Below are 18,103 nucleotides of genomic sequence, written 5' to 3' on the forward strand. Positions count from 1 at the left end.
GGTGCCCCCGTGCGCCAGTTGTCCGCTTCCCTCCGACTGGCCGTCACCGCGCTCGCGGTCGCGGCGACGGCCGGCTGCATGAGCGTCGGTGAGGACGCGGCGAAGCCCGGGCCGGCCGCTTCGGGAGACCGCCGCAGCGGCGCCGAGGCGGGCGCCGGCACCGTCTCGGGGCGGGGCTCCGGGGTCCGCGGCAACGGGCACGGCACGAAGGACGGTACGGGGAGCCAGGGCGGCCGGTCCAAGGAGGACGGCAAGGCCTCCGGCGCGACCGGGGCCTCGCCGAGCGAGGGCGCGCCGAGCGGGCGGCCGGGGGTGCCCGCGCCGTCGGCCGGCCCGGCCGGCGGTGCGGGTGGCGGTGCGGGCGGGCAGGGCCCGCAGCAGCCGACCACGGGTGGTTCGGGCGGACCCGGCGGTCCGGGCGGTTCGGCCGGCGGGCAGCAGACGGCCGGCCCGACCCCGGCGCCGCCGGCGACCACTCCCCCTGTGACGGAACCCACGCCGATTTCGCAGAGTCCGCAGCCGGAGCCGACCGTGGCGCCGGTGCCCGAGCTCTAGGCCCGGCGGGCGCCCGACCGGGCCCGACCGGGCTCGGTCCGGTGCCGCTCCTCAGGGAGTTTCCGCAGGTCAGCGTCCTTTTGGAGGGAGCGACTTGCCAGACCCCGGGGAGGGTGCGTATGGTTATAGATCGTTTGATCCCATTGCCCGGCGCCGAATCCGAAGAGCGCCGTGTGGCGCGTACTCTCCCTAGCCGTGGCTGACCGCATTGAGGCGGTCGATTTGCGATTCACGGAGTTTGGGCGCGTGCCGAGACTCCGGAAGGTTTCGCATTTCGCATGTCCATTTCCAGTTCTGACCGTTCCGTCATGCCCGAGAACGACACCAACGAGATCATCGACGCCGAGGCCCTTGTGGTCACCGAGGCGATCGAGGCCGCTGAGGCGGACGAGATCATCGAGGCTCTTGAGGCCGACGTGAACACCGACGAGTCCTTCGAGGACTCGACCACCGACTTCGACGACGCCGACGCGGACGCCGAGCCCTCGATCACCTTCGGCGACCTCGGTCTCCCCGAGGGCATCGTGCGCAAGCTCGCCCAGAACGGCGTCACCGCTCCCTTCCCGATCCAGGCCGCGACCATCCCGGACGCCCTGGCCGGCAAGGACATCCTCGGCCGTGGCCGTACCGGCTCCGGCAAGACCCTCTCCTTCGGTCTGCCGACCCTGGCCTCGCTGGCCGGTGGTCACACCGAGAAGAAGAAGCCCCGCGCGATCATCCTCACGCCGACCCGTGAGCTCGCCATGCAGGTCGCGGACGCGCTCCAGCCCTACGGCGACGTGCTCGGCCTGAAGATGAAGGTCGTCTGCGGCGGTACCTCCATGAGCAACCAGATCTACGCTCTGGAGCGCGGTGTCGACGTCCTCGTCGCCACCCCCGGCCGTCTGCGCGACATCATCAACCGTGGCGCCTGCTCCCTGGAGAACGTCCAGGTCGCGGTCCTCGACGAGGCCGACCAGATGGCCGACCTGGGCTTCCTGCCCGAGGTCACCGAGCTGCTCGACCAGATCCCCGGCGGCGGCCAGCGCATGCTCTTCTCCGCCACCATGGAGAACGAGATCGGCACCCTGGTCAAGCGCTACCTGTCCAACCCCGTCACGCACGAGGTCGACAGCGCGCAGGGCAACGTCACGACCATGACGCACCACGTCCTCGTCGTGAAGCCGAAGGACAAGGCGCCGGTCACGGCCGCCATCGCCGCCCGCAAGGGCCGCACCATCATCTTCGTCCGCACCCAGCTGGGCGCCGACCGCATCGCCGAGCAGCTCGTCGAGGCCGGCGTGAAGGCCGACGCGCTGCACGGCGGCATGACGCAGGGTGCCCGTACCCGCGTCCTCGCCGACTTCAAGGACGGCTACGTCAACGCGCTCGTCGCCACCGACGTCGCCGCCCGCGGTATCCACGTCGACGGCATCGACCTGGTCCTGAACGTGGACCCGGCCGGCGACCACAAGGACTACCTGCACCGCTCGGGCCGTACCGCCCGCGCCGGCAAGTCCGGTGTCGTGGTCTCCCTCGCGCTGCCGCACCAGCGTCGCCAGATCTTCCGCCTGATGGAGGACGCGGGCGTCGACGCCTCGCGCCACATCGTCCAGGGCGCCGGCGCGTTCGAGCCGGAGGTCGCCGAGATCACCGGCGCGCGTTCGCTGACCGAGGTCCAGGCCGACTCCGCGAACAACGCCGCCAAGCAGGCCGAGCGCGAGGTCGCCGAGCTCACCAAGCAGCTGGAGCGCCTGTCGCGCCGCGCCGTGGAACTGCGCGAGGAGGCCGACCGCCTCGTCGCCCGTTCCGCCCGTGAGCGTGGCGAGGACCCCGAGGCCGCTGTCGCCGAGGTGGCCGAGGCCGCCGAGGCCGAGGTCGCGGCCGCTGCCGCCGCCGCTGCCGCCGAGCTGGCCGCGCAGGAGCGCCGCGAGGAGCAGCGCGCCCAGCGTGACGACCGTGGCAACTTCGAGCGTCGCGACAACCGTGGCGGCGACCGCGGTGGCGACCGTGGCGGCTTCCGCCGCGACGACCGCGGTGACCGCGGTGGCCGTCCGTCCGGTGGCTTCAACCGCGATGACCGTGGTGGCGACCGTGGTGGCTTCCGCCGTGACGACCGTCCGTCGGGTGGCTTCCGTTCCGGTGGCGACCGTCCGTCCGGTAGTTTCCGTCGTGACGACCGTCCGTCCGGTGGCTTCAACCGCGATGACCGTGGTGGCGACCGTGGTGGCTTCCGCCGTGACGACCGTCCGTCGGGTGGCTTCCGTTCCGGTGGCGACCGTCCGTCCGGTGGTTTCCGTCGTGACGACCGTCCGTCCGGTGGCTTCAACCGCGATGACCGTGGTGGCGACCGTGGTGGCTTCCGCCGTGACGACCGTCCCTCCGGCGGCTTCAACCGCGACGACCGTCCCTCCGGCGGCTTCCGTTCCGGTGGCGACCGTCCGTCCGGTGGTTTCCGTCGTGACGACCGTCCCTCCGGTGGCTTCCGCTCCGGTGGCGGCGACCGCCCGTACGGCCGCCGTGACGACCACCGCCCGTCCGGTGGCTCCGGCTCCGGTTCCACCGGTGGCTTCGGTGGCCGTCGTGACGACAAGCCGCGCTGGAAGCGCAACGGCTGATCGCGGCTGAGCTGAACCCCTGAGAAAGGGCCCGTACGACACCACGGTGTCGTACGGGCCCTTTCCGCACTCCCGGGAACTGATGACCAGTAACACCCCTTCGGAAGCCGGTCCCAGGCCCTGCGCGACGCCACCGGACCGCCGGCGACAGGCCGGTCGGCGGATACCCGATCGGCTGACCGGCGCGGTCCGGCTATGCTCTGGGGTGAGCACCTGGAGGGCCATTAGCTCAATTGGCAGAGCAGCGGACTTTTAATCCGTTGGTTGTCGGTTCGAGTCCGACATGGCCTACCGCTCCCGGCGCCCCGTCCGCACTGTGCGGACGGGGCGCCGTGCTGTGTCCGGGGCCGCCGTAAATCGGGTGAACCCCGGGGCGGCCGGCGGTAGCGTCACCGCCGTGACTCCGGTTCTGCGTACCGCGCGCCTGCTGCTCGACCCGTACACGCCCGAGGACGAGGAAGCCTTCGTGGCCCTCTTCCAGGACCCCCGGGTCTCCCGGTGGATGGGCGACGGCCCCGCCACCGAGGCCGAGGACCGCGCCCTGTTCGGGCGGGTCTTCACGAAGGTCTACGCCGAGGGACTCTTCGACGTCTGGGCCGTGCGCAGGGACGGCCGACTGGTCGGGCACGCCGAGATCAAGCGGACCGACGAGGTCGACGGCCACGAGATCATCTACGCTCTGGCCCCCGAGGCCTGGGGATCCGGCCTCGGCACCGAGATCGCGGAGGCGGTCGTCGCGTACGGCTTCACCGGCCTCGGCCTGGCCGAGGTGCACGCCACGGTGGCCGCGCCCAACACCGCCTCTCTCGCGCTGCTCACGCGCATCGGCTTCGCCCACGTCCGTGACGTGCGCGAGGACGACGGCTCCACCACCCATGTCCTGACCCGCCACCGCGAACGGGCCGCCGCCTGACGGCATATCCGCGCGCAACGGGGAGCGCCCCGCCCGAGGGATCGGGCGGGGCGCTTCGGGGTGTGGGGAGGTGCGATCAGGCGTGGGTGCGGCGGCGACGGCCGAGCCAGGCGGCAGCCGCGCCGAGCGCGACCAGCGCCGCGGCGAGGCCGGCGTACAGGCCGGTGGACGAGCCGGCGCCGGTGGTGGCCAGCGAGCCCGTGGAGGAGCCCGTGGTCGTCACGTTGGAGTTGCCCGTGGAGGTGGCGACGGCCTGCTGCACGGCGGAGGAGGAAGTGGAGGAGGGGGTCGGGGACGGGGTGGTGGTGGTCGGGTTGGTCGTCGGCTCGGTCGGCGCCGGCGCCGTGCTCGGGACCAGCGGGAACTGCACCGGGACGGTCATGAGCGGCCAGGTGTTGCCCTCGGCCTTGCGGACTTCGGCCTCCATCGTGATGACGGTCCGCTTCGTCAGCTTGGTGTCCTTGCCCAGGCTGAGGCGCAGCGGCTGGGTGTGGACGCCGGAGGCGGCGCCGAAGCCCTTGGCGATGCGCGGCAGCTCGTAGCGGCTGTCCTTGGCGTTCACGTCCTGCCAGCGGCCGTCGATCAGAGCCTGGAGCCGGAAGTCGGCGTTCTGCGCGCCCGGGTGCGACAGGGTCAGGCTGGTGGCGAGGGCGGTGCCGAACGTGCCGTCGCCGGTGGCCTGGTAGTTCAGGTCCAGGTGGGCGCGCGGCTCCTGGCCGTCCTGGCCCCAATTGACCTGCTTGAACCAGGTCTTCAGCTCGCCCGTCTTGATCTGCGGGTCGACCTTGAAGAGGTGGGAGTCGGCGCCGCCGGGGGCGACGGAGTTGTTGTAGCTGGTGGCGGTGAAGTTGAAGTCGCCGTTGTTCGTGGGGTAGTTCGCGCCGAGACCGATGGTGACCTTCCAGGTCATCTTGCCGTTCGCGGGGATGTCGAAGCCGGCGCCGGGCTTCTTGGCGGACGGGGAGAACAGGCCCTGCCACTCCCCGTCCTGCCCGCCCACCGAGGACTTGGTCGCCGGGGCGTCCACCGCCTCGACCTTGAAGACGACGTCGTTCTCGTCCAGCAGGCTCGGACCCTTCGGGTCGAGGAGCAGCCACGGCTTGTACTCGACGGCCTTGCCGGTCGGGTTCTTCACCGTCAGGTCGAAGGTCTCGGTGGCGCCGCCGCGGGACAGCGGGCCGCTGGGGACGGGAGCGCCCATCTCCGTGCGCAGTACGGCGTGGTCGTCGGCGGCGGGTGCGGCGGACGCGGCGGTGGCCGAGAGCGGCAGCAGAGTGGTGACAACGCCGGCGACGACTGCGATGGCGGCTGCGGTGCGAACGGACATGGTGGACTCCCCCCAGGAATCACGAGGGCATCGGCAGAGTGCCGAGCCGGTTGGTGTGGTCTGTGTCGTCCGGCCGGTTCGTGTTCCCCCTGGCCTCGGCGACAGATGAATCTTCGCCCGGATCCGATCGCGGAATCATCCGTGCAGTGTCACTGCCGTGCAACAGAGATGATCTTCGTTCGCGGGGTGCTGGATTCGGCCATCTTTAGGGCCTTGACCTGCGGCGATGCCGGTTCCGGGGTGGGTCGGGGACCAATTGGTGAAGGGCTCCTCCCCGATGGCGTAGAGTTGTGTTCACCGACGCGGGGTGGAGCAGCTCGGTAGCTCGCTGGGCTCATAACCCAGAGGTCGCAGGTTCAAATCCTGTCCCCGCTACTGAAGACGAAGGCCCGGTTCCCTTGGGAACCGGGCCTTCGTCGTGTTCCCGTTCCTCCTCGTGCCCTGTCACCCGTCACCTGTCACCCGTACGGCCACCGCCGGGTCGCCGTACGCCCGCTCCTGCCGCCAGCCTTGAGGGGCGCGGCGGCGGGCCCGCACCCGTGGAGCGCGGGGACCGGGCGGCAGGAGAGCGTGTGGTGGGGCTGGGCCGGAAGAGCGGGGGTGGCGGGCGGCGTGCGGCCGGCGTCGGGAGCGGTCCGGCCCGCCGGGTGCTCCGGGTGCTGCCGGGCGTGCTGATCGCCGTCGGGATGGTCTTCGACGTGCTGACCCCGCCCAGTTTCACCGGGTCCCCGTTCTTCACCGCGGCCCCGCTGATCGCCGCCCCGCTGTTCACCCTGTGGGCCACGGCCCTGACCGGCGGTCTGGCCGTGTGCGCCGTGTTCGTGCTGCACATCCTCAACGGCACCAGCCTGCAGGTCGAGGCGCTGACCGAGTTGGTGACCGTACTGACCGTCGCCGGGCTGGCGCTCCTGATCAACCGGATGGTGCGGCGCAGCGGTGAGCGGCTCGCCTCGGCGCGCGGGATCGCCGAGGCCGCGCAGCGGGCGGTACTGCCGAAGCCCGCCGAGCGCATCGGGGGGCTGCACGTCTCCGCCTGGTACGAGGCCGCGCAGGCGGACGCCTTCATCGGCGGGGATCTGTACGCGGTCCAGGAGACCCCGTACGGGGTGCGGCTGGCGGTGGGCGACGTACGGGGCAAGGGGCTGGGGGCGGTGGAGGCCGTCGCGGTGGTCCTCGGGGCGTTCCGGGAGGCGGCGGAGACCGAGCCCACGCTGGAGGCGCTGGCGCAGCGGCTGGAGCGGGCGCTGGCCCGCGAGGGCACGCGGCGCGACAGCCTGGACGCGGTGGAGGGGTTCACCACGTGCGTGCTCGGGGAGGTCCCGCCGGGCGCGGGCGCGCTGCGGCTGCTCAACCGGGGCCACCCCGAGCCGCTGCTGCTGCACGCGAACGGGGACCTGGCGGTCCTCGCTCCGGCGGAACCGGCCCTGCCGCTCGGCATGGGGGAGCTGGGTGGTTGGCCGGACCTGGTGCAGGAGTGGGCCTTCCCGGCCGGGACCACCCTGCTGCTGTACACGGACGGGTTGACCGAGGCCCGGGACGGCGTGGGGGATTTCTACGATCCGGCGGCCCGGTTGCGCGGGCGGATCTTCCCCGGTCCGCAGGCGCTGCTCAGCGCGCTCAGCAGTGACGTGCGCCGGCACACGGGCGGCGGGGCGACGGACGACATGGCGCTGCTGGCGGTGGGTCGGCCGGGGGAACGGGAGCCGGAGCGCCGGCGGACCGTGCCGGTGGTGCCGCGCGGCGATGCGATGTGACGTTCCGTAGGTGAATGAATGCTTTCCGCAAGCAACGTGACGGATCGTCATTTCAGGCCTGTGGCTGAACTGATAGGGGAGTCGCTTGATTTTTGCCCTGGTTGGGATGGGTTTGCTGGAGAAAGGTATGGCCAAAGCCAGTCGGTGTGTGGCTGATTGGTGGGAACGATCAAGCGGAGAAGCTTGGAATCACTCCCCTACGTCTATTACCTTTCGATAACGCAGCGCGGTCGTCCCAGCCGTCGCAAGAGACGGCACCGTGCGCGCGCGCGTCTCTGCGCGTCGATGAGGAGTGTGCCCCGGTGGCCTCCAACTTGCCTGCCCCTGAAGGCATCGAGATCCAGGAGCAGCCGCCCACCGCGGGTGCCTGGGGCGAGTGGAATCCCACCGAGGACTCGGTGCGCCCGGTCCGCGGCAAGCATCGGGTCGCCAAGCAGCGCGGGGGACTTGCCCGCAGCTCCACCGTGCTCGGCGTCGGCGTCATCGCGGCGGTCGGCGCGGGTGGCATCGCCACCGCGCAGGACCGGCCCCAGGTCGCGATATCCCTGCCGGCCCTCCCCGACATGATGACCGGGGGCAAGGCCCAGCAGGAGGAGGACGGTTCCGGATCGGCTGCCGCGACGGGCGAGCGGACCGGGATCATCGCGCAGCAGTCCGCCGAGGGCCCGGACGCCGGCGAGGTGCTGCGCAACCGCATCCTCCAGCAGGCCGAGTCCCAGCAGGACGCCGCCGAGGCGAAGGCCCGGGCGGACGCCGAGCTGGCCGCGCAGCAGGCAGCCGCGCAGGAGGCCAAGCAGAAGCTGGAGGAGGCCCGCAAGGCCGCCGAGGAGGCCAGGACGCAGGCCGAGGCCAAGGCCAAGGAGGAGGCCGAGGCGAAGGCCGCGGAAGCGGCGGCGGCCAAGGCCGAGCAGGAGCGCCTCGCCCAGCCGTCCGGCAGCTACTCCCTGCCCACCTCCGCCTACACCCTCACCTCGCACTACGGCGACTCCGGCTCCATGTGGTCATCGGGCCACCACACCGGCCTCGACTTCGCGGCCCCGACCGGGACCCCGGCCAAGGCCGTGGCCGCCGGGAAGATCACCTCGGCCGGCTGGTCCGGCGCGTACGGCTACCGCATCGTGCTGGAGCTCCCGGACGGCACGGAGATCTGGTACTGCCACCTCTCCTCGATGTCGGTGACCTCCGGCACGGTCGGCGCCGGCGAGACCATCGGCCGCGTCGGCGCCACCGGCAACGTCACCGGACCTCATCTCCACCTGGAAGTACGCAAGGGCGGTTCGACGCAGGACCCGTTGGCGTGGCTGAACTCCAAGGGCCTGAACGTCTGAGACCCGGGGGCGTCGTCAGTCCGACGCGGTCCGGGCACGTCCGTCCGCGCGGCCGCCGGGTCCAGCGGGTCGAACCACGGCGGAATCAGTTCCTCCATGACCGCCGCCCGGGCCAGCGCGGGACCCGCCGTCGCCCGCGACCGCCAGAGCCGGTCCAGCAACTCCCGCTCCCGGCGGGCGAAATCCCGCTCCCGTGCGGGGCCGCCGCGCCGCGCCCGGTGCCGTAGCAGTGCCAAGGCCGCCGCGTCCGCCTCGTAGCGGGCGACCGTACGTCCGGCGGCCCGGCCCCCGCTGTCCCGGGCCAGGGCGCGGGCCAGCGAGCGGGCCGGCATCGAAGCCAGGGCCGGGACCTCGGCAGGGCCGAGCCAGCCCGCGGCCGCGTACGGCGCGAGCTCGTCCTCGACGGCCCGCAGCCGGTCCCGCCTTATCCGCACGGCCAGCCACACCAGCAGCCCGAACACCGGAACCATCACGCAGCTGTAGACCACGTAGAACCCGTGGTCCCCGAACTGCGAGGAACCGTTCCACAGCGCGTGCATGCCCATGGCCAACGCCAGGCCGAGCAGCGGCGGCCAGATCCGGCGCGCACGGCGGGCGCCGAGGGCGGCCACGCCGAAGCCCAGTCCGGTGAGCACGGTGAACAGCGGGTGCGCGAACGGCGACAGCACTATCCGTACGAAGAAGGTCGCCGCCGTCACCGATTCCAGCGCGCCGCTGCGGTCGGCCAGGTCCTCCACGAAGGCGTTGCCCAGGTAGAGGATGTTCTCGGTGAAGGCGAACCCGGTGGCGGTGAAGCCGGCCACCACGAACCCGTCGGCGGGGCCGGTGAAATGCCGTCTTCGGAACGTGAACACCAGCAGCAGGGCGGCCGCCTTGGCGCTCTCCTCCACCACCGGGGCGACGGCCACCGAGCCGAGGTGATCGGCCGCGGAGGCGTCGGTGGTGGTCGCGGCTATCCACTCGGTGGCGAAGTTGTTGGCCAGTATCGCGATCAGAGCCGCGGTGCAGGCCCCCCAGCCGAAGCAGAACAGCAGCTGCGACCAGGGCGCGGGCGCGGCCCGGCCCAGCCACCGGAAGGCCGCCATGAGCGGCGCCACCGGCAGCAGGGCCAGACCGAGACCGACGAGGAAGCCGGAGGTCCCGGTCTGTTCCCGCACGAGTTCGAGGATCGCGATCCCGGTCGCGGCGAGCAGGCTGAGGAGCACGCAGGTGCGGACCGTGCCGGACGGACGTGGCAGTACGAGTTGGAGCGCTCGGTACACACCACGACCCTAGCCGGCCGCTCTGACACGCGCGGTGACCTTGTCAGTTCTCCGTGCGACGGAAGAGCAAGTCGTGTACGAGGTGGCCCTTGTCGAGGCCCTGGCCCTCGAAGCGGGTCAGCGGCCGGAAGGCGGGGCGCGGGGAGAAGCCGCCGTCGGGCTGCGTGTTCTCGAAGTCCGGGTGCGCGGTGAGCACTTCGAGCATCTGCTCGGCGTACGGCTCCCAATCGGTCGCGCAGTGCAGTACGGCCCCCGGCGCCAGGCGGGTCGCGGCCAGCGTGAGGAAGTCGGGCTGGATCAGCCGGCGCTTGTGGTGGCGGGCCTTGGGCCACGGGTCCGGGAAGTACACGCGCATCCCGGCCAGGGAGTCGGGCGGCAGCATCTCGCGGAGCAGGATGATCGCGTCGCCGTTGGCCACCCGGATGTTGGTCATGCCGCCGCGCTCGGCGAGGGCGAGCAGGTTGCCCTGCCCGGGGGTGTGCACGTCGGCGGCGAGGATCCCGGTGTCGGGGTCCTCGGCGGCCATCTGGGCGGTGGCCTCGCCCATGCCGAAGCCGATCTCCAGGACGACGGGGAGCCCGCCGAAGAGAGCGTCGAGGTCGATGACCTCGTGGCCGTCGATGTCCAGGCCCCAGGTGCCCCACAGGCGCTTCAGGGCCTCGCCCTGGCCGGTGGTGACCCGGCTGCGCCGGGGCTGGAAGCTCCGGATCCGCCGCTCGTGGTGCGAGCCGGCCGGGTCCGGCGCGGGCCCGTCGGGGAAGCGGGGCTCGGTGCGCCACTTGGGCGGCACGTACGAGTTCGTCTCCGGCGCGGCGTCCGGGAGGCGGGGCGACTGGGGATTCAGGGACTCAGACACAATGCGCTGATTCTACGACGGGGGGTGCGGGAGCCGCCGCGCGAGCGGCTCCCGCACCCCTCCCGAAGCGCCGCTCAGGCCGAGCCGAGGGTCCGCAGGGCGCGGGTGGCGATCTCGCGGCCGATCGGGAGCGAAGCGGTCGCCGCGGGCGAGGGAGCGTTGAGGACGTGGACCGTGCGCGGGGCGTCCCGGATCAGGAAGTCGTCCACCAGGGTGCCGTCGCGCAGCACGGCCTGGGCGCGGACCCCCGCCGCGGCCGGGTGCAGATCGGCGGCGGTGACGGCCGGCAGCAGGCGCCGTACCGCCCGGGTGAAGGCCTGCTTCGACAGCGAGCGGTGGATCTCGCCCGTCCCGTACCGCCAGTGCCGTGCCGCCATCCGCCAGGATCCCGGCCAGGCCAGCTCGTCCGCGATGTCCCGGGGCCGCACCGTCGACCAGCCGTACCCCTCACGGGCCAGCGCGGGCACGGCATTGGGTCCGACGTGGACGCCGCCGCCGATGCCCCGGGTCAGGTGCACCCCGAGGAAGGGGAACGCCGGGTCGGGCACCGGATAGACCAGGCCCCGGACCAGGTCCGGCCGCGCCAGGTCGTAGTACTCGCCACGGAAGGGGATGATCCGCATGCCCGGGTCGTCTCCGGCGAGGCGGGCGATCCGGTCGCACTGGAGGCCCGCGCAGTTCACCAGCACCCGCGCCCGGACCACCAGGCCGGACGTGGTGCGCACCGCCACGGCCGACGCGCGCCGGGAGATCAGGTCCACGGCGCCGCCGTAGACGATCTCCGCGCCCGAGGACTCCGCGAGCTGGGCGCTCACCTGGCCGTAGTCGACGATCCCGGTGCTGCCGACATGGATCGCGGCGAGCCCGCGCACCTCCGGCTCGTACTCCGTGATCTGCGCCGGGCCGAGCTCGCGCACCGGGATGCCGTTCTCCCGGCCGCGCTGGACCAGGGCGTGCAGCCGCGGCAGCTCCTCCCGCTCCGTGGCGACGATCAGCTTGCCCGTCACCTCGTGCGCGATGCCGTGCTCCGCGCAGAACTTGACCATCTCGGCCGCCCCGCTCACCGCGAAGCGCGCCTTCAGGGAACCCGGGCGGTAGTAGATCCCGCTGTGGATCACCCCGCTGTTGCGGCCCGTCTGGTGCCGGGCCGGACCCGACTCCTTCTCCAGGACCACGACCCTGGTCCCCGGAGCCAGGCGCGACAATGCATGCGCCGTCGACAGGCCGACGATTCCGCCGCCGATCACCAGCACATCGCAGTCCACGCCGCCACCCACGCTGACACCTCCCACCCCTGCATACTGCACCCCGGCACCGACAACCCGGCCACGCGGCCCCCGGAAGACAGGTCCTACGCCGGCGCCACCAACAGCGGCCGGGCCCGCTCCCGCAGCTCCGCCACCCGCGGCTCGTCCCCGTACGGTTCCAGGCGGTGCAGCAGGTCCCGTACGTATTCGGTCGTCCGCGCCGAGGAGATCCTGCCCGCCACTTCCACCGCTCGGGTGCCCGCCGCGCAGGCCGCGTCGAGATTGCCCGACTCCAGCTCGGCGACCGCGCTCACCACCAACCGCAGGCCGTGCGAGCGCACGTACTCCTCGGTGGGCCGCGACAGGGCCTGCTCGGTGAACCGCCGTACCTGCCGGGGCAGTTTCAGGTCCCGGTAGCACTCCGCGGCATCGGCCGCGAAACGGTCGTACGAGTAGAAACCCAGCCAGGTCGGATCCGGATCGCCCGCCCGGGACCGCTCCAGCCAGCCCTCCGCCGCCCGCAGCGCCGCCCCGGCGGCCGTCGAATCGCCCGCCTTCGCGTGCGCCCGCGCCTCGACCAGCCGGAAGAAGCTCATGGTGCGGGCGGTGGCCAGCCCCCGGTTGCGCTCGACGGCGGCCTGCGCGAGGTCCACCCCCTCGTCTGGGAAGTCCCGGTAGGTCGCCTGCAGCGACATCGAGGCCAGCACGTAGCCGCCGAGCGGTACGTCCGCGGCCGCGCGGGCGAGCCGGAGCGCCTGGATGTAGTAGCGCTGGGCCGCTTCCTGCTGACCGGTGTCGAAGGCCATCCACCCGGCCAGTCGGGTCAGTTCGGCGGTCGCGCCGAACAGCGCGCGGCCCACCTCGTCCGTGTAGGAGCCGAGCAGCAGCGGCGCCGCGTCCACCCGCAGGCACTCGGGCACCATCGACGAACGCCAGTCCCCGCCGCCGTACTTGGAGTCCCAGCGGCGCGCGTCCTCGGCGGCCTCGCGCAGCTTGGACACATCGCTGTGGCCCACGCGCTGGCCGTGGTCGCGCGGCGTTTCGGGTCCGGGCTGGGCGGGCACAACGGTGGACGGCGGGCCTGTCGCCGGTCCCGTCATCGCGCCTGCCAGACCTGTCATCGGGCCGGTCGTGCGGCCGTCCGGGGAGGACCGGGGACCTGGCGCCGTCGCCTCGCGCGCCGGTACGTCGTGAGCCGAGGGGGTCGCTGATACGGGGCTCCGGACCATGGAATGCCGCGCCGCGGGGTCGAGCGTCGCGGAGCCGCCGTCGGTCGAGCCGTCGGTCGCCGCGTCGTCGGCCGTCGGGGCACCGGGCGTCGGGGCGTCGGCCGCCGAGACACCCGTCGTCGCGGCATCGGCCGTCGTCGGGCCGGTCGCCGTCGGGCCGGGCGTGAGGTGCGGGGCCCGGCTGCCCGCCGGTTCCCGGGCCACCGAGCTGTCGGCGGGAGATATCAGCCAGCGCGAGGCGGGCGTCGCGTACGCCGCCACGGAGAACGAGCCCGCGAGCGACTGCCAGATCCCGCCACCGCCGCGCCGCCCGGCGAGGTCGAGCCGGTAGAGGTCGGTGGCCGAGCGCACCGCCGCGCCCACGTCGCGCGGGAAGGCCAACCCGACCTCGGGCGCGGGGTCCGCGTCCGCCAGTCCGATCTCGTGCAACGGCACCGGCCGGCCCAGCTTCGCGCCGATCGCGGCGGCGATCAGATGCGGGGCGGCGCCCTGCGGCACCATCCCCTTCGACACCCACCGGGCCACCGACGTCTTGTCGTACCGAAGCGTCAGGCCGCGCTGTGCGCCGAGGTCGTTGACCCGCCGGGCCAGCCCGGCGTTGCTGATGCCCGCGAGGGCGAGGACGGCGCCGAGCTTCTCATTGGGCTCGCGGAGCTCCCTGGACATGCGCCACCCCTCGTCACACGCGGAACGCAGACGCCGCCGGGGCATAGGCGCCCGGCATTTCGTAAACCCAGCGTAGTTCCCCGCCTCCCAAGCGTTAAGGCCCTTACTTCCGTATGGCGGGATTGTTGTCCGTTTGCACAGTCCGCCCCGGACCCGGTGCCGGGGCGCACGTGTCAGCGCGTGCTCCGCCCGTGTGGCCGTGCGCCCGCCCGTGCGCTCTGGCCGGTCCCCGGACCCGGCGATTCGATGTGCGGTGCGTGGGTCGGCCCGCCGCCTGACCGGGCGGGTCGGGGGATGCCGCTGCCTCAATCCCCGCGGGTGGCGGAACGGTCCGGGGGGTGGAATGCGCCCCCCGGACCGCGCCCCCGCGTCGGGTGCCGGCGGCCCGTGACGGCTCTTCCGGCGGCCGAAGAATGGCTGAAAGCGACCTATGGGGCGGTGGGAACGGAACGCCAAATACCGAGTTGCCGGGGCGTGTTCGTTTGCGTGTGCGCCCCCTTTAACCACTCTCGCACGCCTGTCCCGTGGCAGCATGGACCCCGAGCCACCCGGGGTCCCGCGGCCGCGCCCTCAGCGCTGTCCGTGCTGCCTGTGCCCCGGTCATGTGCCCACGGGCTGGGGAGGCGGCGGTGCGCTGGTTGGTGGGTTGGAGCAGTATCGCCGCGAGCTTCGGCACGGCCGGAAGGGTCTCCGGCCAGAGCTCCGGTCAGGCCTCCGGCCAGGGCGGATACGGCCAGGGCGGATACGGCGACGGCGGATACGGCCACGGCGGTGCGCCCCTGCGCGGCGGCCTCGCGGACGCCGCCCATGCGGACGACCCGGGCGCGGACGCGGAACGCACCGTCCACCCCGTCGGCGCACAACTGCTCTGGGGAGACCCCGACCCCCTCTGGGCCGTCGGCGACTGGCGCCCCGACGAGATCCGCACGGTCACCGCCGATCCCGCCGACCCCTTCACCCGGCTCGCGGTCCTCGGCTGCTGCGGCGCGACCGACGCCGAACTGCGTCGCGCCCTCTACGCCGCCCGCGGCGGCGCGCTGCGCCACCTCACCCAGTGGTCCGGCAGCTACACCGCCGTCGTCCAGGCCGGCCGCCGCATCACCGTCGTCGGCGACCTCGCGGGTGCCCGGCCCGTCTTCTACACCCCCTGGGCGAGCGGCACGGCGTACGCCACCGCCGCCCTCCCGCTCGCCGACCTCATCGAGGCGCAGCTCGACATCGGCCATCTCGCCGCCCTGCTGGCCTGCCCGGACAGTCCCGAGGCGCTGGGCGACGGCACACCGTACGCCGGGGTCCGGCGCATCCCGCCCGGGCACGCGCTGATCCTGCGCGAGGGCTCCCGCGAGATCACCGGCTACGAGCAGGTCGCCTCGCTCGCCGTGGCCGCCCCCGAGGCCGACGCCGAGCGCGCGGTGGAGGGCGTACGGGAAGCGTTGGTGGATGCCGTGCGCGCCCGGCTCACGGCTCCGCGGCATGCTCCCGACACCCTGCCGCCGTACGATCCCGGCCCCGTGCCCGGAATGGGGCCCGCCGATCGGCGTGCCGCCCGGGGCGCCCCGGCCCCCGGGGTGGGCGCCGACCTCTCCGGCGGCAGCGCCTCCGCGACCCTGGCGCTGCTGGCGGCCGGACTGCCGGGCGCGCCGGGCACCCTGCTCAGTCCCGCCGGGGCGCGGCTGTTGGCCGTCACCTTCAACGACCTGGCGACCCCGCAGGGGCGCGAGGCCGAGCTGGAACGGGCCAGGGTCATCGCGGCGGACCCGCGCCTGCACCACGTCGTGGTCGCCGCCGCCGCGGAGGCCCTCCCGTACGCCGAGCTCGACGGCCCGCTGACCGACGAACCCGGTCCCTCGCTGGTCTTCGCCGCCCGAGAACGGCGCCGACTGGCGGCCGGCTCGGCCGACCACTTCACCGGCCACGGCGCCCGCCAGGTCCTGGACGCCCACCCGGCCCGCATGGCCGACCTCCTGATGGACCGCCGGCGACGGCACCTGCTGCGCCCGGTGGCGGCGCTGGCGCGTTCGGCCTCCGCCTCCGGAGCCTCCGGGGAGTCCCTGCTGGTGCCGCTCACCGTGTACTCGGCGGCCCGAAGACTCGCCCGTACGTCGTACCGCGCGGGCATGGAGGCCGCCGCGGCCCGGCTCCGCGAGGGCGGGGTCACCGAGAGATCCTCCGGTCCGGTGGACGCTTCCCTCGCCGCCCTGACCTGGTCCCGCCCGGGACCGGCGGCCGGCTGGCTCACGGGGGAGGCGCTGGCGGAAGTATCGATCCGTCTGACGGTCGCGGCCGGCCGGCCGCCGCTGTCGCTGCGGCCCGGGGAGGCCCGCGCCCGCTCGCTGCTCGCCCGCCACGCCGCCGACCACCGGGTCTTCGAGCAGGCCGTGGAGGTCCGCAGCCAGCGGTTGCACGCCCCCTTCCTGGACAACCAGGTCGTACGGGCCGCCCGCGCCCTGCCCGAGTCCCTGCGGGTCCAGCCCGGTGCCCGGGCCGCGATCCTGCGCAGCGTCCTGTCCTCGGCGGGGGTGCGCGAGTTCCCGCCGGGCTGGGGTGCCACCGACCGCGAGCCGAACGAGACGGCGACCCGGCTGGGGCTGCGCGCCGCCCTGAACGGCCTGTTGGACCTGTTCGAGTCGCCGTTGCTCGCGGACGCCGGGCTGATCGAGGCCCGGGTCGTGCGCCAGGCCCTGCTCGACGCGGCGGACGGGCACCCGGTCCCGCTGGACGGGCTGGCGGAACTGGTCTCGATGGAGCTGTGGCTCGGCCGGCTGCTGGCCCGGCGCGGCACCTGCTGGACGGGTACCTCCGCGGCGCGGCGCCGGGCGGTGCCCGAGGGAGTCCCCGTGCACCGCCCGGCGCTGTCATGACGGTCGCCCCGCCGGCCGCTGCTCCCGCTCCTGCTCCTGCTCCTGCTCCTGCTCGGGTTCCGGGTCCGGGTCAGGCGGCGAGCACCAGGGCGGTCGCGATCGCCGGGCCGAAGGCCCCGCCCAGCTGGTAGCAGAGGGCGAACAGGCCGATGGCCGTGGGGCGCTGGGGATCGGGGGCGCTCGACGCGGCGTGCATCGACAGCACCGCGTTGGCGCCGGTCGCCGCGAAGGTCCCGCCCACGGTGGCGACCAGCAGCAACGGCCCCCAGCTCGCGAAGACCGCGATCGCCGCGGCCGCCGCGCCGACCCCGACGAGCACCGAACGGACGGCCACCCGGCTCATGCGGGCGGACGCCGCGGCCAGGAGCCAGGAGAGCGCGGATCCGGTGAGCAGCGCCACGAGCTGACCGGTGCCCGCGGTACCGGCGTCCCAGCCGGCCCGGTCGGCGAGCAGCCGGGGCACGGAGAACAGCAGGGTGAAGTACGAGCCCGAGAGCGCGAGCGCGAGCAGCGCGGAACCGAGGAAGAGCGGCTTGCGGATCAGCGAGGCCGGGACGAATCCGTCGGGCTGCCGGCGGAAGTGGAGCGCGAGCAGCGTGGCGGCGACGGCCGAGGAGCCGAGGGCGGCGACCGGCGCGTGGGGCAGCAGGACCAGGGCGGTGACGAACGCCGTGAGCAGCGCCGCGCCGCGGACGTCGAACCTGCCTCCGGGTGCGGTCCCCGGGGCCGTCGGGGCCGCCGAGGCGGCCGGGGTCGTCGGGGTCGTCGGGGTGGCAGAGGCCGTCGCGTACCGGCTCACCATGGGGACCGCCAGGACCGCGATCACGGAGACGCAGAGCGAGAGGCGCCACGAGACGGCGTGGGCGAGCTGTGCGCCGAGGAGCGGGCCGGACGCGCCGAGGATGCCGAAACCGGCGCTGATCACGCCCATCCGGCGGGCCGAGCCGGCCAGGCTCATGGCGACCGCCGTGAGGCCCGCGCCGCCGGCGGCCTGCGCGGCCCGTCCGGTGAGGGTGAGCGGCAGCCAGGGGGAGGCGGCGACGAGGAGGGTGCCGCCGACGAGGAGCGCCGAGGCCACGCGGAGCGCTGCCCGCAGGCCGCGGCGGCGCAGCAGTCCGGCCAGCAGCGGCGTGCCGACGGCCATGGCCCAGGCGTAGGAGGCGACCAGCCAGGTGGCGGTCGAGCCGCTCACCCCGAGGGCACGGGCCATGTCCGGAAGGATCAGGACGGGGGCGTTGGCCCCGGCGGCCAAGGGGGTGGCCAGCAGTGCCAGCCATAAGACGGGAACGGGGCCGAGCCGGGGGCGGGACGCGGCGCGCGCTGTCGTGGTGGCCGTCGTGGCGCTGGCAGTGGCGGTGGCAGTGGTCGTGGTCATGCGGGTGCCCCGTTCCATTCATCTCAAGACTGAGAATCTCAACGTTGAGATAAAATCATCCACTCCTCTCAACGTCAAGTGTCTCAACGTTGAGATATCTTGTCGGTGTCAGGGATCGAGGGACGCGAGCGAT

The 18,103-nt window shown here is 73.5% G+C and carries 12 protein-coding genes and 2 tRNA genes; 8 read left to right on the plus strand and 6 right to left on the minus strand.

Going from position 1 to position 18,103, the window contains the following annotated elements; genetic code table 11:
• Positions 1-9: 9 nt before the first annotated feature.
• From ACWG52_RS19995 to ACWG52_RS20010, 4 genes are all read left to right on the plus strand, one after another.
• The gene (locus tag ACWG52_RS19995) at positions 10-555 is read left to right on the plus strand and encodes a hypothetical protein (protein WP_389804769.1); all 546 of its coding nucleotides are present in this window, start codon (positions 10-12) and stop codon (positions 553-555) included.
• A 278-nt stretch (positions 556-833) separates the two neighbouring features.
• Positions 834-3,152, plus strand: coding sequence for a DEAD/DEAH box helicase (locus tag ACWG52_RS20000; RefSeq protein WP_453125490.1), 2,319 nt, complete (start codon positions 834-836; stop codon positions 3,150-3,152).
• A 218-nt stretch (positions 3,153-3,370) separates the two neighbouring features.
• A tRNA-Lys gene (locus ACWG52_RS20005) sits at positions 3,371-3,443 on the plus strand.
• A gap of 106 nt (positions 3,444-3,549) precedes the next feature.
• Entirely contained in the window at positions 3,550-4,065 is a 516-nt protein-coding gene (locus tag ACWG52_RS20010) for a GNAT family N-acetyltransferase (protein WP_266352410.1), read from the plus strand.
• A gap of 76 nt (positions 4,066-4,141) precedes the next feature.
• Here the strand turns inward: ACWG52_RS20010 and ACWG52_RS20015 are convergent, their stop codons facing one another.
• The gene (locus tag ACWG52_RS20015) at positions 4,142-5,392 is read right to left on the minus strand and encodes a hypothetical protein (RefSeq protein ID WP_389804855.1); all 1,251 of its coding nucleotides are present in this window, start codon (positions 5,390-5,392) and stop codon (positions 4,142-4,144) included.
• Positions 5,393-5,693: 301 nt separating this feature from the next.
• Here ACWG52_RS20015 and ACWG52_RS20020 point away from each other — a divergent pair.
• From ACWG52_RS20020 to ACWG52_RS20030, 3 genes are all read left to right on the plus strand, one after another.
• Positions 5,694-5,767: transfer RNA gene (locus ACWG52_RS20020), tRNA-Met, on the plus strand.
• A gap of 200 nt (positions 5,768-5,967) precedes the next feature.
• Complete coding sequence (locus ACWG52_RS20025) at positions 5,968-7,146, plus strand: PP2C family protein-serine/threonine phosphatase (protein WP_389804857.1); 1,179 nt, start codon at positions 5,968-5,970, stop codon at positions 7,144-7,146.
• Between the two features lie 302 nt (positions 7,147-7,448).
• A complete protein-coding gene (locus ACWG52_RS20030) occupies positions 7,449-8,474 on the plus strand; it encodes a M23 family metallopeptidase (RefSeq protein WP_389804860.1) in 1,026 nt (341 codons plus the stop codon).
• Here the strand turns inward: ACWG52_RS20030 and ACWG52_RS20035 are convergent.
• The 4 genes from ACWG52_RS20035 to ACWG52_RS20050 form a co-directional block, all read right to left on the minus strand.
• Positions 8,393-9,736, minus strand: a complete 1,344-nt coding sequence (locus tag ACWG52_RS20035) for a PrsW family intramembrane metalloprotease (protein ID WP_389804862.1) — start codon at positions 9,734-9,736, stop codon at positions 8,393-8,395. The genes ACWG52_RS20030 and ACWG52_RS20035 overlap by 82 nt on opposite strands.
• A 43-nt stretch (positions 9,737-9,779) precedes the next feature.
• Positions 9,780-10,526 (minus strand): tRNA (guanosine(46)-N7)-methyltransferase TrmB, encoded by a 747-nt coding sequence (gene trmB / locus ACWG52_RS20040; protein ID WP_389804960.1) that lies wholly within the window; start codon positions 10,524-10,526, stop codon positions 9,780-9,782.
• 140 nt (positions 10,527-10,666) lie between these two features.
• A complete protein-coding gene (gene lhgO, locus ACWG52_RS20045) occupies positions 10,667-11,899 on the minus strand; it encodes an L-2-hydroxyglutarate oxidase (protein WP_389804865.1) in 1,233 nt (410 codons plus the stop codon).
• 44 nt (positions 11,900-11,943) lie between these two features.
• On the minus strand, positions 11,944-13,734 hold the full coding sequence (locus tag ACWG52_RS20050; RefSeq protein ID WP_453125494.1) for a sporulation protein: 1,791 nt from the start codon (positions 13,732-13,734) through the stop codon (positions 11,944-11,946).
• 629 nt (positions 13,735-14,363) lie between these two features.
• On the opposite strand from ACWG52_RS20050, the gene ACWG52_RS20055 reads away from it, so the two are divergent.
• Positions 14,364-16,595: an asparagine synthase-related protein gene (locus tag ACWG52_RS20055; protein WP_389804870.1), complete on the plus strand. Its 2,232-nt coding sequence runs from the start codon at positions 14,364-14,366 to the stop codon at positions 16,593-16,595.
• Between the two features lie 70 nt (positions 16,596-16,665).
• Here ACWG52_RS20055 and ACWG52_RS20060 read toward each other — a convergent pair whose 3' ends face one another.
• Positions 16,666-17,970 (minus strand): MFS transporter, encoded by a 1,305-nt coding sequence (locus ACWG52_RS20060; RefSeq protein WP_453125496.1) that lies wholly within the window; start codon positions 17,968-17,970, stop codon positions 16,666-16,668.
• Positions 17,971-18,103: the final 133 nt, after the last annotated feature.

The organism is Streptomyces sp. CLCI03, from assembly GCF_053615355.1.

What these genes read in the sequence shown, in the direction of transcription:
- ACWG52_RS20000 (WP_453125490.1), top strand. Translation starts at nt 834, where the DNA reads ATGTCCATTTCCAGTTCTGACCGTTCCGTCATGCCCGAGAACGACACC.
- ACWG52_RS20015 (WP_389804855.1), bottom strand. Translation starts at nt 5,392, where the DNA reads ATGTCCGTTCGCACCGCAGCCGCCATCGCAGTCGTCGCCGGCGTTGTC.
- ACWG52_RS20050 (WP_453125494.1), bottom strand. Translation starts at nt 13,734, where the DNA reads ATGTCCAGGGAGCTCCGCGAGCCCAATGAGAAGCTCGGCGCCGTCCTC.
- ACWG52_RS20060 (WP_453125496.1), bottom strand. Translation starts at nt 17,970, where the DNA reads ATGACCACGACCACTGCCACCGCCACTGCCAGCGCCACGACGGCCACC.